Source organism: Kibdelosporangium persicum (assembly GCF_013280595.1).
GTDB classification, from domain to species: domain Bacteria; phylum Actinomycetota; class Actinomycetes; order Mycobacteriales; family Pseudonocardiaceae; genus Kibdelosporangium; species Kibdelosporangium persicum.
This window is the reverse complement of sequence record NZ_JAAATY010000026.1, coordinates 14,998-34,361: the sequence shown is the minus strand read 5'-3', so window position 1 is coordinate 34,361 and position 19,364 is coordinate 14,998. Positions and strand designations below refer to the sequence as shown.

Below are 19,364 nucleotides of genomic sequence, written 5' to 3'. Positions count from 1 at the left end.
CGACCTCTCGCTGGAAGCTGGCACGTCTATCCCGCCGAGGGTACCCGGGCGGGCCCGGCGATCCGCGCAGGCGGGCTCCCCGCGTCGCGGGGGCACGGCACTGACCAGCCCGGATGCCCGGCTTACCGCGACTGCATGCCGACGAGCACGCCACCCGCGGCGACGACCTCGACCCGGTCGATGTCGGTCAGCTTGATCGAACTGCTGCCGGGGATGGCGGTGACCTCGCGGTAGTAGTCCGCGGACCACTTGCCCGCCTCCTCGCGGCGGCCGTCCCGGCTGTAGACGACCAGGTGGCAGATCTTGCGGCCGGCCGGGACGTCCTGCATCGAGACCTTGACCTCGGTACCCCACGGGTGACCGGTCAGGTCGACCCGCCCGTGCACCCCGGTCGTCGGGTCGGTCGCGGTCCACGTCACCTGGATCGCGGTCGACCCGCCGTCTTGCGCCGGCCGGAACATGACCACGCCGCCCAGCGCCAGCAGGACCACGGCGGCCGCCGCGGCCAACGCGACGCCGCGTCGCCGCCACCAACCCGCCCGCTCCTGCGGCTCGGGCTCCATGACGGGCGGGGACGCCTCGATCACCGGCAACTGGGTGACCAGCTCCGGCGGGACCGGCCCGGGGCCGGCCGCGTCAGGACCGGCCGGGTCGGCCCCAGGCCGGTCCATCTGCTGGACGGCCTCGAAGTCCTCGGGCGTGACACGTTGCAGGAGGCCGGGCAGGGGCGCGAGCCGGAGCATCTCGGCAGTGCAGATCGGGCACTCGTCCAGGTGCCGTTCGAACGCCGGCCGGTCGGCCGGGTCGAGCGCGCCAAGCAAGTAGGCGCCGAGCGAGACGGTCTGACGGCAGGTCACGGCTCGGTCACCCCCCGTTCCTCCAGTGCGTCGCGCAACGCCCGTAGCGCGTAGAACGACCGCGATTTGACCGTGCCCGGCGGGATGCCGAGCACGGACGCCGCCTCGGCCACCGTGCGCCTGCGGAAGAACAGCTCGCCGATCACCGCGCGGTGCTCCTTGCTCAGCGCGCGCATCGCCTCGGCGATCTGCCAGCTCTGCAGTACCCGGTCGAAGTCGTCGTCGGTATGCGGGAGGTCCTGAGCGGGCATCGGCACCTCGGTGACCCGCGCACCCTGCCGACGGTAGCCGGAGACGATCAGGTTCCGGGTCACCGTGTACAGCCACGGCCCGGCCTGATCGACGCTCAACGTGTCGGCGTTACGCCACGCACGCAACAACGTCTCCTGAACCACGTCCTCCGCCCGCTGCAGATCGCCACCGACCGAGCGCAGCGCGTAGGCCAGCAACGGTCGGCGGTACTTGTCGTAGAGCTCGCGAATCAGTTCATCGCTCTGCTCGGGGGTGTTCCCCACGGCGTCTATTACGCCCGGTCACCGCGCTCGGTTCAAGTCAGCCGGGTGAACCTTCGTGAAGTTCAGGACGTGAAAGAAGCGAACCCGAGGAAGGAGCGAGACGCATGAACTACAGCATCGCGGCGCGTGCCGTGGGCGCGCTCATCGGCGTGCTGGCGACGATCGTCTTCGCCGCGTGCACCCCCACCGACGGCCCGGCGTCCGACGACCAGGGCACCGAGCAGTCCGGTGGTTACTAGTTAACGTTCTACGAACCCGATGAGGCCGCCACGCGCCTCGGACCACCGCTCCACGACCGTGTCCACACGACCGGGTGAACCTCCGCCGCGCAGCACGGCGAGCAGCTGCTCACAGTGCGCTTTGGCTCCCTCGGCGACCACCTCCACCCGGCCGTCCTGAAGGTTGCGAGCACCTCCGACAAGGCCGAGCTCGAGCGCGCGTGCCCGCGTCCACCAGCGGAAACCGACTCCCTGAACGTGCCCGTGCACCCAAGCGGTCAGTCGCACCGTAGGCTGATCGGCGGTTGATGGCATGCCCCGAATGATCGCAGGCGCATCGAACAGGCCTCGTTCGGTAGTGGTACGTTACCGGGCCGTGACGCCCTGTTCGTCCCACTCGGGGCCGGACAGGAATTCGCACACTCCCGACTGACGGCGTGTCTGCGAGGAGGAGCCCCCCGCATGGCCGAAACACCCGAGCGGACCGAGGTCCAGCCCCCGGCTGAGCACCCGGCGTCCGGCATGAAGCGTTCCTACGCGCTGCTCGCGGCCGCCGGTGTCGGCGTCGCGACCGCGTGTGCGGCACTGGCCAGTTTCGCCGTCGCGGGTGGCGGTGAGGCCCAGCCGGGCGGCGGCACGTCGCAGACTCCCGTGTCCCAGGTCAACGCGCCCCGCAGCGCGACGCCGCTGCCCGAGACCGCCACGACCGACATCCCGGTGACGGACACGTCCAGCACGGAGACCTCGTCCGGCGCGCCGTCGCCGGGCGGTTCGCCGTCGAACAGGCCCGCCCAGCCCAACAAGCCGGGCCAGTCGAACCAGCCGGGGCATCAGCCCAGCCAGCCCGCTGGTCAGCCGAACCAGCCGCCGCCCAACCCGGGTGGTGGCGGTGGCGGCTCGACGCCTCCGCCGAACACGTCGCCGACGCAGCAGAACCCGCCCACGAGCGTCACCATGCCGCCGTCGTCCAGCACTCCCACGACCCCCACCACGCCGACGAGTCCGACGACACCTCCGACTGGCTGAACATCCGCTGAATGCGGTAAAAACACGCTGAGCAGCCGATACCAACGGGAACAACCCGAAAGGGTGTGAAGATCACCCGTTAGTGGTACGTTGCGCGACCGTGAGTGAAACGCGACCCCGACGCGCCACGATCATGGTAAGTCTCGCCGCGCTCGCCGCAGGTGCGGCGATCGCGGGCGGGGCGACCATCCTGGCCTTACCCCAAGGCGACTCCCCCCAGGTCCCGATGGCGATGGGCTACAACGGCGCCAACAACGCCAGACAGACGGGCTCCATCCCGCCCACCGACTCGGCCACGGCGCTGGCAGCCGCGCCCGGGTCCGCCTCGGTCCCCGGCTCGACGTCCCCGACGACTTCGTCGAGCACCGCGGCGAGCAGTTCCTCAGCCCCGCCCTCCTCAAGCTCCGCCTCGCAACAGCCGAGCAGCCCCGCGGCACCCCCGCCGCCACAGTCCCCGACGCAGCCGGAGAAGCCGGCTCCGTCCCCGACGCAGACGGCCTCCCCGAACGCCGGCATGGCGGCCGAGGTCGTGCAGATGGTCAACGACGTGCGCAGGCAGTTCGTCCCGCAGTGCGGTTCCCTCACCGTGGACGCCCGGTTGACGAGCGCGGCGCAGAAGCACAGCACCGACATGGCCTCGCAGAGGTACTTCTCGCACACCTCGAAGGACGGCCGGTCCTTCGCCGACCGGATCCGCGCGGAGGGATATCCCAGCCCCGGCGGCGAGAACATCGCCCAGGGCCAGCGCTCCGCCAGGCAGGTGATGGAAAGCTGGATGAGGTCCGAGGGACACCGCGAGAACATCCTGCGCTGCGGGTTCCGGACGATCGGCGTCGGCCTGGACACGAACGGCTTCTACTGGGTGCAGAATTTCGGCTTCTGAAAAAGGGAAGCGCCCGATCGATGACGTGCACGGTGCACCGGCACGACAAAGCCGCCGAGGCGCACGCCGTCTCGGCGGCTTCGCGGAAAACGATCAATCCCGGTCGCTGAATCCCCAGGCTTCCAACGCGGTCGCGACGAACTCACCGCCGACGTCGTTGGCCTGATCGGCGCGGCCACGCCGGCGCGCCGGCCTGTCCCGCTCGTCGTCGCCGAGATCCCCGGCAACCTCGATCACCTGGTGGTTCTTCCCTGCCGGTCGGCGCCCGCCCTGGCCGCAGCCGTTCGGGCAGGGGTGCTCCAGATCGCGCAGCACCCCGTCGAGGCAAGGCTGCCGCCACCGCAGCACACCTTCCCCCCGGCACATCGGGCACTCACTTGGGAACCTGGCCGACACCGCCACAGGCCCGACAATAGTCCTTGCGATTCGGCGCCATTCCCGACCCGAGGCAGACTGGGCACTCATTCACACTGCTCACCTTCTTCGTCGTCGCTGGCGAACAGGCCCTCCACACATGAAAATATCTCGGGATGGTCTGGTCCACAGCAACAAAAACCGCCCAATCGTGTGATCACCTGTAACCGGGACGTTATCGACACAACCCTTTCGGACCAGCGATGAGTTTCCGCCGCGCCCACAGTCTCAGTCATCAACAGCACGACGAGAGAGGACACCGTCATGGGCATGACACATTCGGCGGACGGCACCAAGATCGCTTACGAGAGCGCGGGCAGCGGACCCGCCGTTGTGCTCGTCGACGCGGCGGGCGGTCACCGCGACTTCAACTCGCTGCGTCCGCTGGCCGACCTGATCGCCGAGCAAGGCTTCACCACCTACACCTACGACCGCCGAGGCCGGGGCCTGAGCACGGACACCCAGCCGTACGCGGTGGAACGCGAAATCGAGGACCTCGCCGCCGTGATCGAAGCCGCGGGCGGCCAGGCCTCGGTCTACGGATGGTCGTCCGGTGCGCTGCTCGCCATCCGAGCGGCCGCGAGTGGACTGCCGATCACCCGCCTCGCGGTGTTCGAGCCGCCGTACGGCGGCTCCGACGAACACGACGACACGATCCGGGCACAGCTGGAAACCCTTGTCGCGGAAGGCAAACGTGGCGAAGCCGTGGATCTCTTCCACACCGTGATCGGCGTGCCGGAGGACATCATGGCCCAGATGGCCCCGATCAAGCCCGCCCTGGAGAAGATCGCCCACACCTACCCGTACGACTGGACGATCGCGGGAACCACGACGCAGGACCACATCGCGGCGGTCCCGGCGCCCACTCTCGTGCTCGACAGCACGGCGACGGGCAAGGAAATGCACGACGGCGTCGAGGAAGTGGCCCGGCTGATCCCGGATGCCGTGCACAAGCGCCTCGAAGGCGAGTGGCACGGCCTTCCGAACGAGGTGCTCGCGGCCGCGCTCACCGAGTTCTACCAGCATTGAGGACCACACCCTCGTGAGTGTTTATCCGTGTTCTAACCCGGATAAACACTCACGAGGGTTGAGCTGGGGTTATGGTCTCGAAGCGGTATCCCATGCCTGGCTCGGTCAGCAGGTGCTTCGGCTGGGACGGCATCGGTTCCAGCTTGCGCCGCAGCTGGGCCAGGTACACCCGCAGGTAGTGGGTCTCCGCGGCGTACGCGGGGCCCCAGACCTCCTGCAACAACTGCTTCTGCGCCACCAACCGGCCCTTGTTGCGGACCAGCACCTCGAGCACGCCCCACTCGGTCGGCGTCAGGTGCACTTCGGCGCCCTCCTTGAGCACCTTCTTCGCCGCCAGGTCCACGATGAACGAGCCCGTGTCCACGACCGCCTGCTCGTCGCCTGGCCCGGCCACTGTGGAGCGGCGGACGGCGGCGCGCAGCCGGGCCAGCAGCTCGTCCATGCCGAACGGTTTGGTCACGTAGTCGTCCGCGCCAGCGTCCAGTGCCTCGACCTTGTCGCCGGAGTCGGTACGCGCGGACAGCACGATGATCGGCACGGTGGTCCAGCCGCGCAGCCCGGCGATCACCTCGGTGCCGTCGATGTCGGGCAGGCCGAGGTCGAGCACGACCACGTCCGGCTTGCCCTCGGCGGCCGCACGCAGCGCGGCGGCGCCGTCGTGCGCGGTGATCACCTGGTAGCCGCGGGCCGAGAGGTTGATCCGCAGCGCACGCACGATCTGCGGCTCGTCGTCGACCACGAGTACCTTCGTCATGACTTCGCCTCCGGAAGTGAGATCACGACGGTCAGCCCGCCGCCCGGCGTGTCCTCGGCTCTGATCGTGCCACCCATCGCCTCGGTGAAGCCCTTCGCCACGGACAACCCGAGCCCGACGCCGGTACCCCGGTCGTTGAGCCGTTGGAACGGCTGGAAGACCGTTGCGGACGTGCCCTTCGGCAGGCCCGGCCCGTGGTCGACCACCCACAGTTCGACGTGGTCGCCGTACGCGCTCGCCCGCAGCGCGATCGACGGTTCGTCCACGCTCACGCGGCCGTCACCGTCCACGTCGACGTTGCGGCGCGGCACCAAAGTCCCATGCCGCAACGCGTTGTCCACCACGTTGGCGATCACCCGTTCAAGCAGGCCGACGTCGGCCCTGACCAGCGGCAGCCGCTCGTCCACGTCGACCGCGATCTCGTTTCTGCCATCCACACCGGACAGGGCTCGGGCCACGACCTCGTAGTAGCCGACCGCCTTCATCCGCGGCTCGACCGCGCCGGTCGCCAGCCTGGACGAGTCGAGCAGGTTGTCCACCAGGCCGGTGAGCCGGTCGGCGGACTCCTCGACGGTTTCCAGCAGTTCGGCCGTGTCCTGCTCGGACAACGTCAGGTCGGGTGCGCGCAGGCTGCCTACGGCGGCCTTGATCGACGTCAGCGGCGTACGCAGATCGTGTCCCACGGCCGAAAGCAGCGCGGTCCGCAACTCGGTGGTCTCCGCACGGCGTCGTGCCTGGTCCGCCTGAGCGGCCATCCGCTGCTGACGCAGGGCGAGCAGCGCCTGTCCCGCTGCCGCCTCAAGGACTCGACGGTCGTGCGCGGGCAATGCCCGGCCGCGCAAGGCCAAATGCACGTCCGTCGTGACTGGAATGTCCACATCGGCCTCGTCGGGCTCGTCACACGGGCGCTCCCCCCGGCACGCCACCCGGTGCCACACGCCGTCGGTCTTCTCCAGCAGCGCCACCGAATGCAGCCCGAAGTTCTCCCTGACCTTGTCCAGCAGGCGGTCGAGCGGATTGTCGTGCGTCAGCACGGTCCGGGAGTACGAGGCCAGCAGCGCGGCCTCAGTACGGGCGCGGGCCGCCAGCTCGGCTCGTCGTGCCGCACGGTCCACCACCACCGCGACCATGACCGCGACGACCACCATCGCCACGAGCGTGACGACGTTCTGCTGGGCGTCCACGGTCAGCGTGAAGAACGGCTCGGTGAAGAAGAAGTTCAACAGCGCGGCGCTGAGAATCGACGCGAACAGCGCGGGTCCCAGCCCGCCGACCAGGGCGACGACGACGGTCGCCAGGAAGTAGTCGATCACGTTCGTCGACAGCAGCAGGTCCTGCCGCAACCAGACACCGATCGCCGTCGCCAGCGCGGGCAGCACCATGGCCAACGTCCAGCCGATGATCCGGCGGCGCCGGGAGATCGGGCTGCGGGCGAGCGTCGCGCGCAGCCGGCCACCCGATTCCTCGTGCGTGACCATGTGCACGTCGATCGGCCCGGACCGCTGCACCACGGCCGCGCCGATGCCTTCGTCGAACACCCTGGCCAGCCGGGACCGCCGCGAGGTCCCGACCACGAGCTGGGTCGCGTTCACCCCGCGGGCGAAGTCGAGCATCGCGGTCGGCACGTCGTCGCCGACGACCGTGTGGAACGTCGCGCCGACGTCGTCGGTCAGCTTGCGCAGCTTGCTGAACGCACCCGGGCTCACCCCGGCGAGGCCGTCGCCCCGCAGGATGTGCAGGACCATCAGCTCGGCCCCGGCCCGGGCCGCGATCCGGCTGCCGCGCCGGATCAGCGTCTCGCTCTCCGTGTCGCCGGTGATCGCGACGACCACCCGTTCCCTGGCCTCCCAGGTGTCGGTGATGTCCTTCTCCGCGCGGTACCGCCGCAGCGCCACGTCCACCTGGTCGGCCACCCACAACAAAGCCAGCTCGCGCAACGCCGTCAGGTTGCCGGGCCGGAAGTAGTTGGCCAGCGCGGCGTCGATCTTGTGCGCCGGGTAGACGTTGCCGTGCGCGAGCCTTCTGCGCAGCGCCTCCGGCGTGATGTCGACCAGTTCGATCTGCTCGGCCCGGCGGACCACCTCGTCGGGCACGGTCTCCTGCTGGCGCGCCCCGGTGATCCGCTCGACCACGTCGTTCAGGCTTTCCAGGTGCTGCACGTTCACCGTGGACAGCACGTCGATCCCGGCGTCCAGCAACTGCTCCACGTCCTGCCAGCGCTTGCCGTTGCGGGAACCGGGGACGTTGGTGTGCGCGAGCTCGTCGACCACCGCGACTTCCGGTTCGCGGGCCAGCACAGCGGCCACGTCCAGCTCGTCCACCCGCATGCCGCGGTGCTCGAAGTGCTGCCGCGGCATCACCTCCAGGCCGGTGAGCAGCTCCGCGGTCTTGGCCCGGCTGTGCGTCTCGACCAGGCCGACCACCACGTCGGTGCCGCGCTCCCGGCGCCGGTGGGCCTCGCCGAGCATGGCGAAGGTCTTGCCGACACCGGGTGCGGCACCCAGGTAGATCCGCAGCTCACCGCGACGACGCTTGTAGTCCACGTCGCCAGTGTGCGCTCTGGAGGTGCTCACCCGCGCTTCATGGCCTGTACGGCCAGGTTGAGTTTGAGCACATTCACGCCCGGATCACCGATCCCCTGGCTGGTGTTCTCGCTGATCAAGCGGTCGACCTGGGCCGGCGTCAGGCCGTTCTCCCTGGCCACGCGCGGTGCCTGAAGATGCGCGTACGCCGGGCTGATCTGCGGGTCCAGGCCCGAAGCGGACGCCGTCACCGCGTCGGCCGGAACCCGCGCGGGGTCCACGCCCTCCCTCCTGGCGATCGCGTCCTTGCGCTCCCGCACGACTTTGACGTAGTCGTCATTGGCCGCGCCCTTGTTGGATCCTCCTGAGCTGGACGGGTCGGCCGGCCCGAGCGGGTCCTGCGCCAGGGCGGACGGCCTGGTGTGGAACCACGGGTCGTGCTCCGGGTCCTGAGCGACAGGATCGACACCGATCAGCCCCGAGCCGACGTTCCGGCCGTTCTGGCTGATGATCGAGCCCTCGGCGGTGGAGTGCAGGCCCGGAACCCGGGACACCGCCCAGACACCGAGCGGGTAGAGGACGCCGGTGAGGGTCGTCAGGACGATCAGAATCCGCAACCCGGCCCATGCTTGCCTTACCATCGTCGTCACATTCCCGGAATCAGTCGGACCAACAGGTCGATCAGCCAGATGCCGACGAACGGCGTGACGATCCCGCCAAGGCCGTAGATCAGCAGGTTGCGGCGCAGCAGCGAACGCGCGTCGGCCGGGCGGTACCGCACACCCCGCAGTGCCAACGGGATCAGTGCCACGATGATCAGCGCGTTGAAGATCACCGCGGACAGGATCGCGCTCGACGGCGAGTGCAGTGCCATGATGTCGAGCCTGCCGAGCTGCGGGTGGATCCCGGCGAACATGGCGGGCAGGATCGCGAAGTACTTGGCCAGGTCGTTGGCGATCGAGAACGTGGTCAGCGCGCCCCGCGTGATCAGCAACTGCTTGCCGATCTCGACGATCTCGATCAGCTTGGTCGGGTTGGAGTCCAGGTCGACCATGTTGCCCGCTTCCTTGGCGGCCATGGTGCCGGTGTTCATCGCCACGCCGACGTCGGCCTGGGCGAGCGCCGGGGCGTCGTTGGTGCCGTCGCCGGTCATCGCGACGAGCCGTCCGCCCTCCTGCTCCTTCTTGATGAGCGCCATCTTGTCTTCCGGCTTGGCCTCGGCGAGGAAGTCGTCCACACCGGCCTGTCCGGCGATCGCCTTGGCGGTCAACGGGTTGTCGCCGGTGATCATGACCGTCCTGATGCCCATCGCGCGCAGTTCGCCGAACCGTTCCCGCATCCCGGGTTTGACCACGTCCGAAAGCCGGACCACGCCCCGGATCACCGTGCCCTCGGCGACGACCAGCGGCGTTCCGCCTTCCGAGCTGATCCTTTCGACGATCTCGTCGACCTCGGGCAGGACGTCCTGGCCGGCCCAGGCCGTGACCGCGCTCGCCGCGCCCTTGCGGACCGAAGTGCCGTCGAGGTCGACACCGGACATCCGGGTCTGGGCGGAGAACTCGACGAACTCGCCGCCCCTCTCGTGCTCGCTCGGCGACGCGGGCAGGCCGTGTTCGGTGGCGCAGAGTTCCACGATGCTGCGGCCTTCCGGTGTGCCGTCGGCCAGGCTGGACAGCCGAGCGGCCCGGGCGAGGTCCTGCACTGTGGACTGTCCAACCGGGATCAGTTCGGTCGCCCGGCGGTTGCCGAAGGTGATCGTCCCGGTCTTGTCCAGCAGCAACGTGCTCACGTCACCGGCGGCCTCGACCGCACGGCCCGACGTCGCCAGGACGTTGCGCTGCACCAGCCGGTCCATGCCCGCGATGCCGATCGCCGAGAGCAGGGCGCCGATCGTGGTCGGGATCAGGCAGACCAGCAACGCGGTCAGCACGATCACCGACTGGCGGGACCCGGCGAACGCGGCCATCGGCTGCAGGGCGACGACCGCGAGCAGGAAGATGATCGTCAACGTGGACAGCAGGATGGTCAGTGCGATCTCGTTCGGCGTCTTCTGCCGTTGTGCGCCTTCGACCAGCGCGATCATCCGGTCCACGAAGGACTCGCCCGGCCTGGCCGAGATCTTCACGACGATCCGGTCGGACAACACCGTGGTGCCGCCCGTGACCGCGGACCGGTCGCCGCCGGACTCCCGGATCACCGGCGCCGACTCGCCCGTGATGGCCGATTCGTCCACGGTGGCGATGCCTTCGACGACATCGCCGTCCCCCGGGATGACGTCACCGGCCTCGACGACGACCAGGTCACCGATCCGCAGGTCAGCGCCCGGCACACGCTCCTGGCTGCCGTCTGCGCGCAACCGGCGGGCGACGGTGTCCTTCTTGGTACGCCGGAGGGTTTCGGCCTGCGCCTTGCCCCGGCCTTCGGCCACGGCCTCGGCCAGGCTGGCGAACAGGACCGTGAACCACAGCCACAGCGCGGTGCCGATGCTGAACACACCGGGGTCGCCGATCGCCAGCACCGTGGCGAGCAGGGAACCCACCCACACCACGAACATGACCGGGTTGCGGGCCTGGTGGCGCGGGCCGAGCTTGCGTAAGGCGCCAGGGAGGCTGGAGACGAGTTGTCCGGGACTGAAGACCCCGGCACCCACCCGGCCCGCGTGCTCGACGTGGCGCCGGGTCTCCTCCTCCGGGGTGCGCGTGACGGTCGTGGTCATGCCAGTGCCTCTGCGATCGGGCCCAGAGCGAGGGCCGGGATGAAGGTCAACGCCGCGACCAGCACGACCGTGCCGACGAGCATGGTGGCGAACAGCGGACCGGTGGTCGGCAGTGTCCCCGCGGTCTCGGGCACTTTCCGTTGCACGGCAAGCGAACCCGCCAGGCACAGCACGGCGGTGATCGGCACGAACCGGCCGAACGCCATGCACAGGCCGAGCGTGGACTGGAACCAGTCGTTGGTCACGGTGATGCCCGCGAACGCGCTGCCGTTGTTGTTACTCGCTGAGGTGTACGCGTAAAGCACCTCGGAGAACCCGTGCGCGCCAGGGTTGTTCAACGCGCCCGCGGTGTCCGGCATCAGCAACGCCGCGCCTGTGCCGAGCAGGAGGACCGTGGGCATCGCCAGGATCGCGACGGCGGCGCACGTGACCTCACGCTTGCCGAGTTTCTTGCCCAGGTATTCGGGCGTCCGGCCGACCATCAGGCCCGCGAGGAACATCGCGATGATCGCCACCACCAGCATGCTGTAGAGGCCGCTGCCGACGCCGCCGGGGCTGAGCTCGCCGAACATCATGTTCAGCAACGTCCCGCCGCCGCCCAGGCCGCTGAAGCTGTCGTGCATCGAGTTGACCGCGCCGGTCGACGTGGACGTGGTCGCGTTGGCGAACAACGCCGAACCGGCGATGCCGAACCGGACTTCCTTGCCCTCCATGGCACCGCCCGCCAGCAGCGCGAGCGGGCCGTTCGGGTGCGACTCGGCCCACCAGATGACCGTGAGCATCCCGCCCCAGAGCACGCCCATCACCGTGAGCAGGACCGTGCCCTGCCGCTTGTTGCCGACCAGCACACCGAACGTGCGCGTGAGACAGACCGGGATGACCGTCAGCAGGAAGATCTCGATCAGGTTCGTCCAGGAACTGGGGTTCTCGAACGGATGCGCGGAGTTGGCGTTGAAGATGCCGCCGCCGTTCGTGCCCAGTTCCTTGATGGCCTCTTGGGAAGCGGCGGGCGCCAGGGCGATCCGGCTCACACTGCCGTCCGGATTGGTCACGTCCACACCGGACTTGAGACTCTGCACGACCCCCAGCGCGATCAGGACGATCGCGAAGACGAAGGCCAACGGCAGCAGAACCCGCACCGTGCCCCGGGTCAGGTCCACCCAGAAGTTGCCGAGCCGATCGGTCTTCGCCCGGACGAACCCCCGTACCAGCGCCATCGCGACCGCCAGCCCCACCGCCGCCGACACGAAGTTCTGCACGGTCAGGCCGAGCATCTGGACGGCGTGGCCCATCGTGGTCTCGGGAACGTACGACTGCCAGTTCGTGTTGGTGACGAAGCTGATCGCCGTGTTGAACGCGACGCCCGGACTGGCCGTACGCCCGAAGTCGAACGGCAACAGGTGTTGCAGCCGTTGGATGAGATAGAGCAGCACGACCGAGACGAACGAGAAGGCGAGCACGCTGGCGGCGTAGGTCTTCCAGTGCTGCTCCGAATCGGGGTCGACGCGCCCGACCCGGTAGACGGCCTTCTCGAGCCGTAAGTGCCTGGCGGACGTGAAAACCCTGGCCATGTAGTCGCCCAACGGCTTGTAGACCACTGCCAGGGCAAGCAGAAGCAGGCCGACCTGTGCCAGGCCGGCCCAAGTCGGCGACATCAGAACTTCTCCGGTCGGATCAACGCGACGAACAGGTAGACAAGTAAGGCAAGGGCCAGCACACCCGCGACGATGCCGGCCAGATCGGACGTCCCGCTCACAAGCGCTCCAGTCCCCGCAGGATCAACGCGAGCACAGCGAAAACCCCGATCAGCAGCACCGCGTAGGCCAGGTCGGCCATGTGCGCGCTCCCATCTCGAACGACAGGGCCGCCCCGCCGGCGGCCCGCCTGTGACGAGCGTGCATGCCCGAACCGCCCGACCGGGAATCACCTGATGGCCTCTTTATGCGCGGGACCACCGCATTTACGCGATCCTGAGACCCCCGGCCTTTCGGAGGGACAGATACCCAAGCGGCCGCGCTTCGCGCACGGGAGGCACCCCACGACCCGAGACATCTTTTCTTCCCCGCCCGGAGGCTCCGGCACGAAGACGGATACCCGCGCACAGGTCAGTCCTGCAAGCCGGGCTTCGCGGTGGCCGATCGGATCGTGGAGTGCCTGGACCACCTGATACGGCATTAGACGCGCGGGTGCACCCGGCAGTTGGTGTGCAGGTACTTGGCCGCGCCGTCGGTGAAGTCGTAGATCGCGACCGTCTGGGTGTCCTCGAGCGGATCGGTCGGCGGCATCAGGAAGTGCGTCGCACTCACCGGAAGCAGCTCGTATTCGACGCGGTCGGGTTTCCGCATGAACTCCGCCTGCATCGGATCGAGTACCAAGGTCAGCGACAACCGTCCATTGGCGACCGACACCTCGTGCCGCGCGCCGGGGCGCTCATAAACGCCTTCGTACCTGGCCAGGTCGAGATCAAGTGTCGCGTCCGGCACGGGCAGGTCCGGGATGGTGGCCGCGCCCAGGTCGGCGAGGATCTCGTTGAACACCTCACGGTAGAAGCGTTCCCGCGGTCCGCCGTTGGTCAGCATGGTGACGGCCGTGTTCGAGTCCGGCAGCAGCCGCAGCCGGGCGTTCTGACCGATCGTGCTGCCGTCGGTCGCGTAGACGGTTTCACCGTGCCAGTCACACACGATGAGGCCCAGTGCCCATTCCGGCCCGAACATGTACGGATCTGGCACGGGCACGCGCGAACGCATCATCTCCCGGATACCCTCCGCCGACAGGATTCGTTTCCCGTTCGGCGCAACGCCTTCGTTGAGCAGTACGTGTGCCAGAGCCAGCACGTCGCGGGTTGTCGACGTGATGTTGCCGCCCGGACCGAACGCGCGCGGCAAGAAGTCGATCGGCGTGACGATCGGGCCCTCGTCCAGCGAGCGGATCAGGTGTCCGGTCGCGGCGCGCGTCTCATCGACCTGTTCCCACCAGCTATTGGTGTCGGTGAGGCCCATGGGTTCGAAGAGACGGTCCCGCATGACACCGTCCCAGCGCTTGCGGTTGTGCACTTCCAGGATTCGCGCGAGAATCGCGTACCCCAGCGCCGCGCTGTACCCGTGCGTCCGGCCCAGTGGGAAGACCTGGGGTGCGTCCGCGATGTTCTCGATCATGCGCTCGTAGACGTCGTCGTCCTCGCCGGGATCACCGTAGGCCTCCTCGATCCCGCTGGTGTGGTTCAGCAGGTGCCGAGGGGTGACTTCGGCGCTTGCCCGGGGATCGGCCACCGCGAACCCGGGCAGGTAGGCCCGCACTGGTTCGTCGAGGCCGACCACGCCCTCGTCGACGAGTTGCATGAACGCCAACGCGGTCCACGTCTTCGTCATGGAGCCGCACTGGTAGACGGTGTCCGTCGTGGCGGGTTCCCGCGTTTCCACGTTCCGCACGCCGACGGCGAACTCAGTCACCTCGCCGTCGTGCAGCACACCGATCGCGGCGCTCGGAATCCCGTACTCGGCAAGGAGATCGGCGACCCGGCCACGCATCCGCGGTACGTCGATCGTCATCGCGGAAGGCCCACCGCGTTCGCCGCGTCCGCTTCGAAGTACTCGGTGGTGGCATGGGCGCCGGCGTGCGCTTCGAAGAAGTCCCGGACTTCGTCGACCGAGTCGTGGACGATGACGTTCACCGCCTTCGTCCCGTCGGTGCTCGCGACAGCGAACTTCCACCCGGCGCCCTTGGGCAGCCTGGCATGCGCCTTCTTCAGGCCGTTCCAGAACTTGGTGTTGTCGGAGACGGTCGACACGACCAGCACGTGCATGATGATCCCTTTCGCTTTCCGGATGCGGAAAAGCTATGTTGCGTTTCAACCGACGTCAACGATTCGGGCGATAAAATGGCTGGTAGAGCCCAAATCATTGCAACAGGCTTGCCGGGAATGCAACTATGACAGCAGAGCCGTTGCAATGTACTGCTCGTGAACGCAAGGAGGTGCGACGGTGCCAGGCCCCAGGCTGACCACCGAGGACCGAGGCCGGATCGCCGAATGGCTGACCGAGGGTCTTGGATACGCCGAGATCGCCCGGCGCCTGGGCAGGCCGACGTCCACGATCAGCCGCGAGGTGGCACGCAACGGCACACACGGCGACTACGTGGCCGACCAGGCGCAACAGGCCGCCGGCGACCGTGCCCGGCGACGCAAGCGGCCCCCTCGGGCCGAACCGACGCCGAACGATGCCGCCAGGGCCTTCGTGGACGAGTTCGCGCCCCTGCTGATCGCGACCGGCATGCCCAGGATGACCGCCCGGGTCTTCACCTGCCTGCTCACCGCGGACGCCGACGGCCTGACGTCAGCCGACCTGGTCGAAGCGTTGCGGGTGAGCCCGGCCTCGGTATCCAAGTCCATCAGCTATCTGGAAGCCATGGAACTGGTCGTGCGCCAACCGGCTTCGACCGGACGCCGCGAGCGCTACCTGATCGACGACGACATCTGGCGCCGGGCATGGCGGGCGGACACCGGGGCACACGGACAGATCGCCGCCGCCGCACAGACCGGCATGGAGATCTTCGGCGCGACCACGCCGGCGGGTGTCCGGCTCGAGCAGATGGGACAGTTCTTCGGCCGCCTGAGCGAGCAGATGAACGACAGCCCGCTCGCGGAGGCCGTCGTGTACGACGCGTTGACCGTCGTGGCCGCCCTGGTGCACGCCGGTCGACCACTGACACCGGACACGATGGCCACCGCGCTCGACTGGCCGCGGGACCGGGTCGTCGCGGCCGTCGACGCGATCAGGGCGAAACCGGCACTCGCCGATCCCTTGGCGCTACAGGCGATCGCGCCCGAGACGTACACGGTCGCCCCGAGGCCGGATCGCCTGAGCGCGGCACAACGCCGAGCGCTGCGCTAGGCCGTGTTTCAAATGCCCGATCGCGATAGCCGGGCCGGATGCGGCCCCTGACGCCACCGGGGGACCGCCCAAAGACAACCAGTATTCGCGGCGATCCCGCGGCGACGCCAGGAACCGCCCCGATCCCGACTCTCATCGACCGGGACATTCGAAACACGACCTAGCCCATGTCCGTCCACACAGGACCGGAGTACGTGGAGAGTCAGGACGCCGAGGCCGGGCGGGGCTGGCACCTGGGGCACGAGAACGACGAGCGGTTCATGAACGCCTCACGGCGGATCGGCCGACCGCATCGGGCGCACGGCTTGCCTTCCTGGCCATAGACGTTCAACGACCGGTCGAAGTACCCGGACTGACCGTTGATGTTGACGTACAACGCGTCGAACGACGTCCCGCCGACGGCCAGCGCCTCGTTCATCACCTCGGCCGCCGCGTCCAGGAGCGCGGCGGTCTTCGGCGCGGTCAGCCGATCCGTCGGGCGGGCCCAGTGCAGTTTGACGCGCCAGAGGGCCTCGTCGGCGTAGATGTTGCCGATACCGGACACCAAAGTCTGGTCGAGCAGGGCGCGTTTGACGTCGGTGTGCTTGCGGCGCATGGCCTGCACGACCGCGGCCTGGTCGAAGGCCGGGTCCATCGGGTCACGGGCGATGTGGGCCACCGGGGACGGCAGCCGGTCGCCGTCCACCTCGACCACATCGGACAAAGCCAGGCCACCGAAGGTGCGCTGGTCGACGAACCGCAGTTCCGGGCCGTCGTCGTCGAAGCTGAGACGGACCCGTAAGTGTTTCTCGTCCGGGGCGCCGACCGGCCGCACGAGCATCTGCCCGCTCATGCCCAGGTGCGCGATCATCGCGTCACCGCCGGACAGCTCGACCCAGAGGTACTTGCCACGTCGCCGGGCCGCGTCGATGCGCTGCCCGGCCAGACGGGCTTCGAAATCCCGCGCGCCGGGCACGTGCCTGCGCACCGCGCGCGGGTGCATGACCTCGGCTTTGGTGATCACCCGGCCCGCGGCGTGGTCCGCGAGACCGCGGCGGACCACTTCGACCTCGGGGAGTTCAGGCACCGGAGCCGTTCTCGGGAGGCAGATGGATCTCCGAGAGCTCGCGGTACGCCGCCTCGGCCGCCTTCTGCTCCGCTTCCTTCTTGGTCCTGCCGTCACCACTGCCGTAGCTCTGCCCGGCGACCACCACGGTCGCCTTGAACTCCTTGCGGTGGTCCGGCCCCTCTTCCTCGACCCGGTACTCCGGCACGCCCAGCCCGGCCGACGCGCACAGCTCCTGCAGGCTGGTCTTCCAGTCCAGGCCCGCACCCCGCCTGGGCGCCTCGTCGAGCAGCTGGTCGAACAGCTTGTGCACGACCTTGCGCGCGACGTCGATGCCTTCCTGCAGGTAGACCGCGCCGATCACGGCTTCCAACGTGTCGGCGAGGATGCTGGCCTTGTCCCGGCCGCCGGTGAGCTCCTCACCGCGGCCGAGCAACAGGTGCGCACCAAGACCGCCCGCGCCGAGGCCACGAGCGACCCGCGCGAGCGCGTGCATGTTCACCACGCTCGCCCGCAACCGGGCCAACTGGCCCTCCGGCAGCTCACTGTGCGTGCGGTACAGGTGATCGGTGATCACCATGCCCAGCACCGAGTCGCCGAGGAACTCCAGCCGCTCGTTGGGTGGCAGGCCGCCGTTCTCGTACGCGTACGAGCGATGGGTCAGGGCGAGCTGCAACAAGTCGGAGTCCAACTGGACGCCGAGCGCGTCCATCAGCGAGCTGGGATCTCCCGCGCCGTTCCGGCCGCCCCTACCTCCCATTGCCCTGTATGCCTCCGCCTTTTCGATCAAGCAGGCTGGGTGACCTGGCGGCCGTTGTACTGGCCGCAGTTCGGGCAGGCGACGTGCTGGGGCTTGGGCTGGCGGCACGCGCGGTTGCTGCACGGCTCAAGTGGAATCGCGGTGGTCTTCCACTGGGCGCGGCGCGAGCGCGTGTTCGAGCGCGACATCTTCCGCTTGGGAACGGCCACGGCTACTTCTCCTCAGGTCGGTCACTGGAATCCCCGAGCCGCTCTTGCAGCGCGGCCCAACGGGGATCGATTTTCTCATGCCCGTGGTCAGGGCCGAGATCGGCCCACTTCACTCCGCAGCCGGGGCACAGCCCGGCGCAGTCGGGCGTACACAACGGGACCTGCGGCAACGCGAGCACAACGGCATCACGCACCACGGGCTCCAGGTCGATCCGGTCGTCGACGAGGCGCGGAACCTCGTCCTCGTCCGTTGTCTCCTCGGTGGCGCTGTGCGGATACGCGAACAGCTCCGTCAGCTCCACCTCGACCCGGCTGGTCAGCGGGTCGAGACACCGCGCGCACTCACCCTCGACGGGCGCGGACGCGGTGCCGGAGACCAGTACGCCCTCGACCACCGACTCGAGCAGCACGTCCACGTCGACAACGGCGCCGCGCGGGGCGGCGATGACGTCTTCGACACCGAGCGGCGACTCGAGGGTCACCTCCCGGTGCACGGCGCGACTGCTGCCCGGGCGGCGGCCTAGCTCACGGGTGTCGAGCACCCACGGGCTGGCGGCGGCGTTCCGGGTCGGGGCCTGCCGGTTTTCGGACATGTTCGATCTCGGGAAGGTAGTGGGACGGGAAAGGTCAACCCGACAAGCGTACGTGACCGGCATGCCGGTCACGAAATCGGGGCGATCGTCAGCCGTCGTAGTCGAACGGCACGGCGCCGTTGTTCTGCGGGGCCACGGCCTGGACGTGCGGATTCGGGGTGTGGACGCCGGTCGCCTGGGTGGCCCGCAGGTGCGTGCGGCCCTTGCCGACCGTCCGCAGCGTGTGCGCGAGCAGGTCCTCGAACTCCGCCAGCTTTCCGTCCACATAGGCGTCACACTCGGCGCGCTGCCGGTCGGCCTCGGCCGCGGTGGCCTCGAGGATCCGGGTGGACTCGACGTGCGCGGCCTGGACGACCTCGGTCTGCGAGACCAGCCGGGCCTGTTCCATCCGGCCGTCCTCGACCGCGTGCTCGTAGGACTCCCGGCCTGCCTGCAGCATCCGCTCGGCCTCGGCGTGCGCCCGGCCGACGAGTTCGTCGTACTCGGCGTGGCCCTTCTCGATCTCCTGGTCGGCCCGCTGCTCGGCCTCGCTGACCATGCGCTCGGCCCGCGCCCGCGCGTCGGCCAGGATGCGCTCGGCCTCGGCCTGCGCGTGGGCCAGCGTGTTCTCCGCGTCGGAGGTGGCCTTGCTGATCTTGGTCTCGGCCTCGTGCTCCGCCTTGCCCACGATCTCGTCGCGCTTGTCGAGCACGTCCTGCGCGTCGTCGAGCTCGCCGGGGATGGCGTCGCGGATCTCATCGAGCAGTTCGAGGCAGTCCCCTCGCGGCACGATGCAGTTGGAGGTCATCGGGACGCCCCTGGCCTCCTCGATGATCGTGACGAGCTCGTCGAGAGCCTCGAACACCCGGTACACCTGTTGTCTCCCTCGTCAGACGCACTTTCCGCCAACCCCAGTCTGCCGGTAACCGGGCGGACTGGGGTGGACGTCGGAGGG

Annotated in this window: 23 protein-coding genes; 5 read left to right on the top strand and 18 right to left on the bottom strand. The window is 68.9% G+C overall.

Annotation, left to right across the window (positions count from 1 at the left end; all coding sequences use genetic code 11):
• Positions 1-122 precede the first annotated feature (122 nt).
• On the bottom strand, positions 123-857 hold the full coding sequence (locus GC106_RS34640; RefSeq protein WP_173139350.1) for an anti-sigma factor family protein: 735 nt from the start codon (positions 855-857) through the stop codon (positions 123-125).
• Complete coding sequence (locus tag GC106_RS34635; RefSeq protein WP_173139349.1) at positions 854-1,372, bottom strand: sigma-70 family RNA polymerase sigma factor; 519 nt, start codon at positions 1,370-1,372, stop codon at positions 854-856. Before GC106_RS34635 ends, GC106_RS34640 begins: the two co-directional genes overlap by 4 nt.
• Positions 1,373-1,476: 104 nt before the next feature.
• Between GC106_RS34635 and GC106_RS49010 the strand changes: the two genes are divergently transcribed.
• A complete protein-coding gene (locus GC106_RS49010) occupies positions 1,477-1,611 on the top strand; it encodes a hypothetical protein (RefSeq protein WP_281368706.1) in 135 nt (44 codons plus the stop codon).
• Here the strand turns inward: GC106_RS49010 and GC106_RS34630 are convergent, their stop codons facing one another.
• Positions 1,612-1,905, bottom strand: a complete 294-nt coding sequence (locus GC106_RS34630; RefSeq protein WP_173139347.1) for an acylphosphatase — start codon at positions 1,903-1,905, stop codon at positions 1,612-1,614. It lies immediately after the preceding gene.
• 147 nt (positions 1,906-2,052) lie between these two features.
• On the opposite strand from GC106_RS34630, the gene GC106_RS34625 reads away from it, so the two are divergent.
• Positions 2,053-2,616, top strand: a complete 564-nt coding sequence (locus GC106_RS34625; RefSeq protein ID WP_173139345.1) for a hypothetical protein — start codon at positions 2,053-2,055, stop codon at positions 2,614-2,616.
• Positions 2,617-2,853: 237 nt separating this feature from the next.
• Here the strand turns inward: GC106_RS34625 and GC106_RS34620 are convergent, their stop codons facing one another.
• Positions 2,854-3,132: a hypothetical protein gene (locus tag GC106_RS34620; RefSeq protein ID WP_173139343.1), complete on the bottom strand. Its 279-nt coding sequence runs from the start codon at positions 3,130-3,132 to the stop codon at positions 2,854-2,856.
• Here GC106_RS34620 and GC106_RS34615 point away from each other — a divergent pair.
• Entirely contained in the window at positions 3,131-3,499 is a 369-nt protein-coding gene (locus tag GC106_RS34615; protein WP_173139341.1) for a CAP domain-containing protein, read from the top strand. The two genes, GC106_RS34620 and GC106_RS34615, sit on opposite strands and share 2 nt — an antisense overlap.
• A gap of 93 nt (positions 3,500-3,592) precedes the next feature.
• Here the strand turns inward: GC106_RS34615 and GC106_RS34610 are convergent, their stop codons facing one another.
• Positions 3,593-3,814, bottom strand: coding sequence for a hypothetical protein (locus tag GC106_RS34610; protein WP_246367500.1), 222 nt, complete (start codon positions 3,812-3,814; stop codon positions 3,593-3,595).
• 369 nt (positions 3,815-4,183) lie between these two features.
• On the opposite strand from GC106_RS34610, the gene GC106_RS34605 reads away from it, so the two are divergent.
• The gene (locus GC106_RS34605; RefSeq protein WP_246367499.1) at positions 4,184-4,942 is read left to right on the top strand and encodes an alpha/beta fold hydrolase; all 759 of its coding nucleotides are present in this window, start codon (positions 4,184-4,186) and stop codon (positions 4,940-4,942) included.
• 49 nt (positions 4,943-4,991) lie between these two features.
• On the opposite strand, the gene GC106_RS34600 is transcribed toward GC106_RS34605, so the two are convergent.
• The 8 genes from GC106_RS34600 to GC106_RS34565 all read right to left on the bottom strand — a co-directional run bounded on the left by GC106_RS34600 (position 4,992) and on the right by GC106_RS34565 (position 14,736).
• Positions 4,992-5,696, bottom strand: coding sequence for a response regulator (locus tag GC106_RS34600; RefSeq protein WP_173139335.1), 705 nt, complete (start codon positions 5,694-5,696; stop codon positions 4,992-4,994).
• Positions 5,693-8,239: a DUF4118 domain-containing protein gene (locus GC106_RS34595; protein WP_173139333.1), complete on the bottom strand. Its 2,547-nt coding sequence runs from the start codon at positions 8,237-8,239 to the stop codon at positions 5,693-5,695. The genes GC106_RS34600 and GC106_RS34595 overlap by 4 nt, the downstream gene beginning before the upstream one ends.
• Positions 8,240-8,265: 26 nt before the next feature.
• Entirely contained in the window at positions 8,266-8,859 is a 594-nt protein-coding gene (locus GC106_RS34590; RefSeq protein WP_217281345.1) for a potassium-transporting ATPase subunit C, read from the bottom strand.
• Between the two features lie 5 nt (positions 8,860-8,864).
• Entirely contained in the window at positions 8,865-10,934 is a 2,070-nt protein-coding gene (gene kdpB, locus GC106_RS34585; protein ID WP_173139329.1) for a potassium-transporting ATPase subunit KdpB, read from the bottom strand.
• The gene (gene kdpA, locus GC106_RS34580) at positions 10,931-12,589 is read right to left on the bottom strand and encodes a potassium-transporting ATPase subunit KdpA (RefSeq protein WP_173139327.1); all 1,659 of its coding nucleotides are present in this window, start codon (positions 12,587-12,589) and stop codon (positions 10,931-10,933) included. The genes kdpB and kdpA overlap by 4 nt, the downstream gene beginning before the upstream one ends.
• Positions 12,589-12,690, bottom strand: a complete 102-nt coding sequence (gene kdpF, locus GC106_RS34575) for a K(+)-transporting ATPase subunit F (protein WP_173139325.1) — start codon at positions 12,688-12,690, stop codon at positions 12,589-12,591. The genes kdpA and kdpF overlap by 1 nt, the downstream gene beginning before the upstream one ends.
• Before the next feature lie 418 nt (positions 12,691-13,108).
• Positions 13,109-14,482: a serine hydrolase domain-containing protein gene (locus tag GC106_RS34570; protein ID WP_173139323.1), complete on the bottom strand. Its 1,374-nt coding sequence runs from the start codon at positions 14,480-14,482 to the stop codon at positions 13,109-13,111.
• Entirely contained in the window at positions 14,479-14,736 is a 258-nt protein-coding gene (locus tag GC106_RS34565) for a hypothetical protein (protein ID WP_173139321.1), read from the bottom strand. The genes GC106_RS34570 and GC106_RS34565 overlap by 4 nt, the downstream gene beginning before the upstream one ends.
• Before the next feature lie 178 nt (positions 14,737-14,914).
• Between GC106_RS34565 and GC106_RS34560 the strand changes: the two genes are divergently transcribed.
• Positions 14,915-15,823, top strand: coding sequence for a GbsR/MarR family transcriptional regulator (locus tag GC106_RS34560; RefSeq protein WP_173139319.1), 909 nt, complete (start codon positions 14,915-14,917; stop codon positions 15,821-15,823).
• A gap of 202 nt (positions 15,824-16,025) precedes the next feature.
• Here the strand turns inward: GC106_RS34560 and mutM are convergent, their stop codons facing one another.
• The 5 genes from mutM to GC106_RS34535 all read right to left on the bottom strand — a co-directional run bounded on the left by mutM (position 16,026) and on the right by GC106_RS34535 (position 19,283).
• The gene (mutM, locus tag GC106_RS34555) at positions 16,026-16,889 is read right to left on the bottom strand and encodes a bifunctional DNA-formamidopyrimidine glycosylase/DNA-(apurinic or apyrimidinic site) lyase (RefSeq protein WP_173139317.1); all 864 of its coding nucleotides are present in this window, start codon (positions 16,887-16,889) and stop codon (positions 16,026-16,028) included.
• On the bottom strand, positions 16,882-17,628 hold the full coding sequence (gene rnc, locus GC106_RS34550; RefSeq protein WP_173139315.1) for a ribonuclease III: 747 nt from the start codon (positions 17,626-17,628) through the stop codon (positions 16,882-16,884). The genes mutM and rnc overlap by 8 nt, the downstream gene beginning before the upstream one ends.
• A 26-nt stretch (positions 17,629-17,654) precedes the next feature.
• A complete protein-coding gene (gene rpmF, locus GC106_RS34545) occupies positions 17,655-17,837 on the bottom strand; it encodes a 50S ribosomal protein L32 (protein ID WP_054294974.1) in 183 nt (60 codons plus the stop codon).
• Positions 17,838-17,839: 2 nt separating this feature from the next.
• Positions 17,840-18,430: a YceD family protein gene (locus GC106_RS34540; protein WP_173139313.1), complete on the bottom strand. Its 591-nt coding sequence runs from the start codon at positions 18,428-18,430 to the stop codon at positions 17,840-17,842.
• 88 nt (positions 18,431-18,518) lie between these two features.
• Entirely contained in the window at positions 18,519-19,283 is a 765-nt protein-coding gene (locus GC106_RS34535) for a flotillin family protein (RefSeq protein WP_312873116.1), read from the bottom strand.
• Positions 19,284-19,364: the final 81 nt, after the last annotated feature.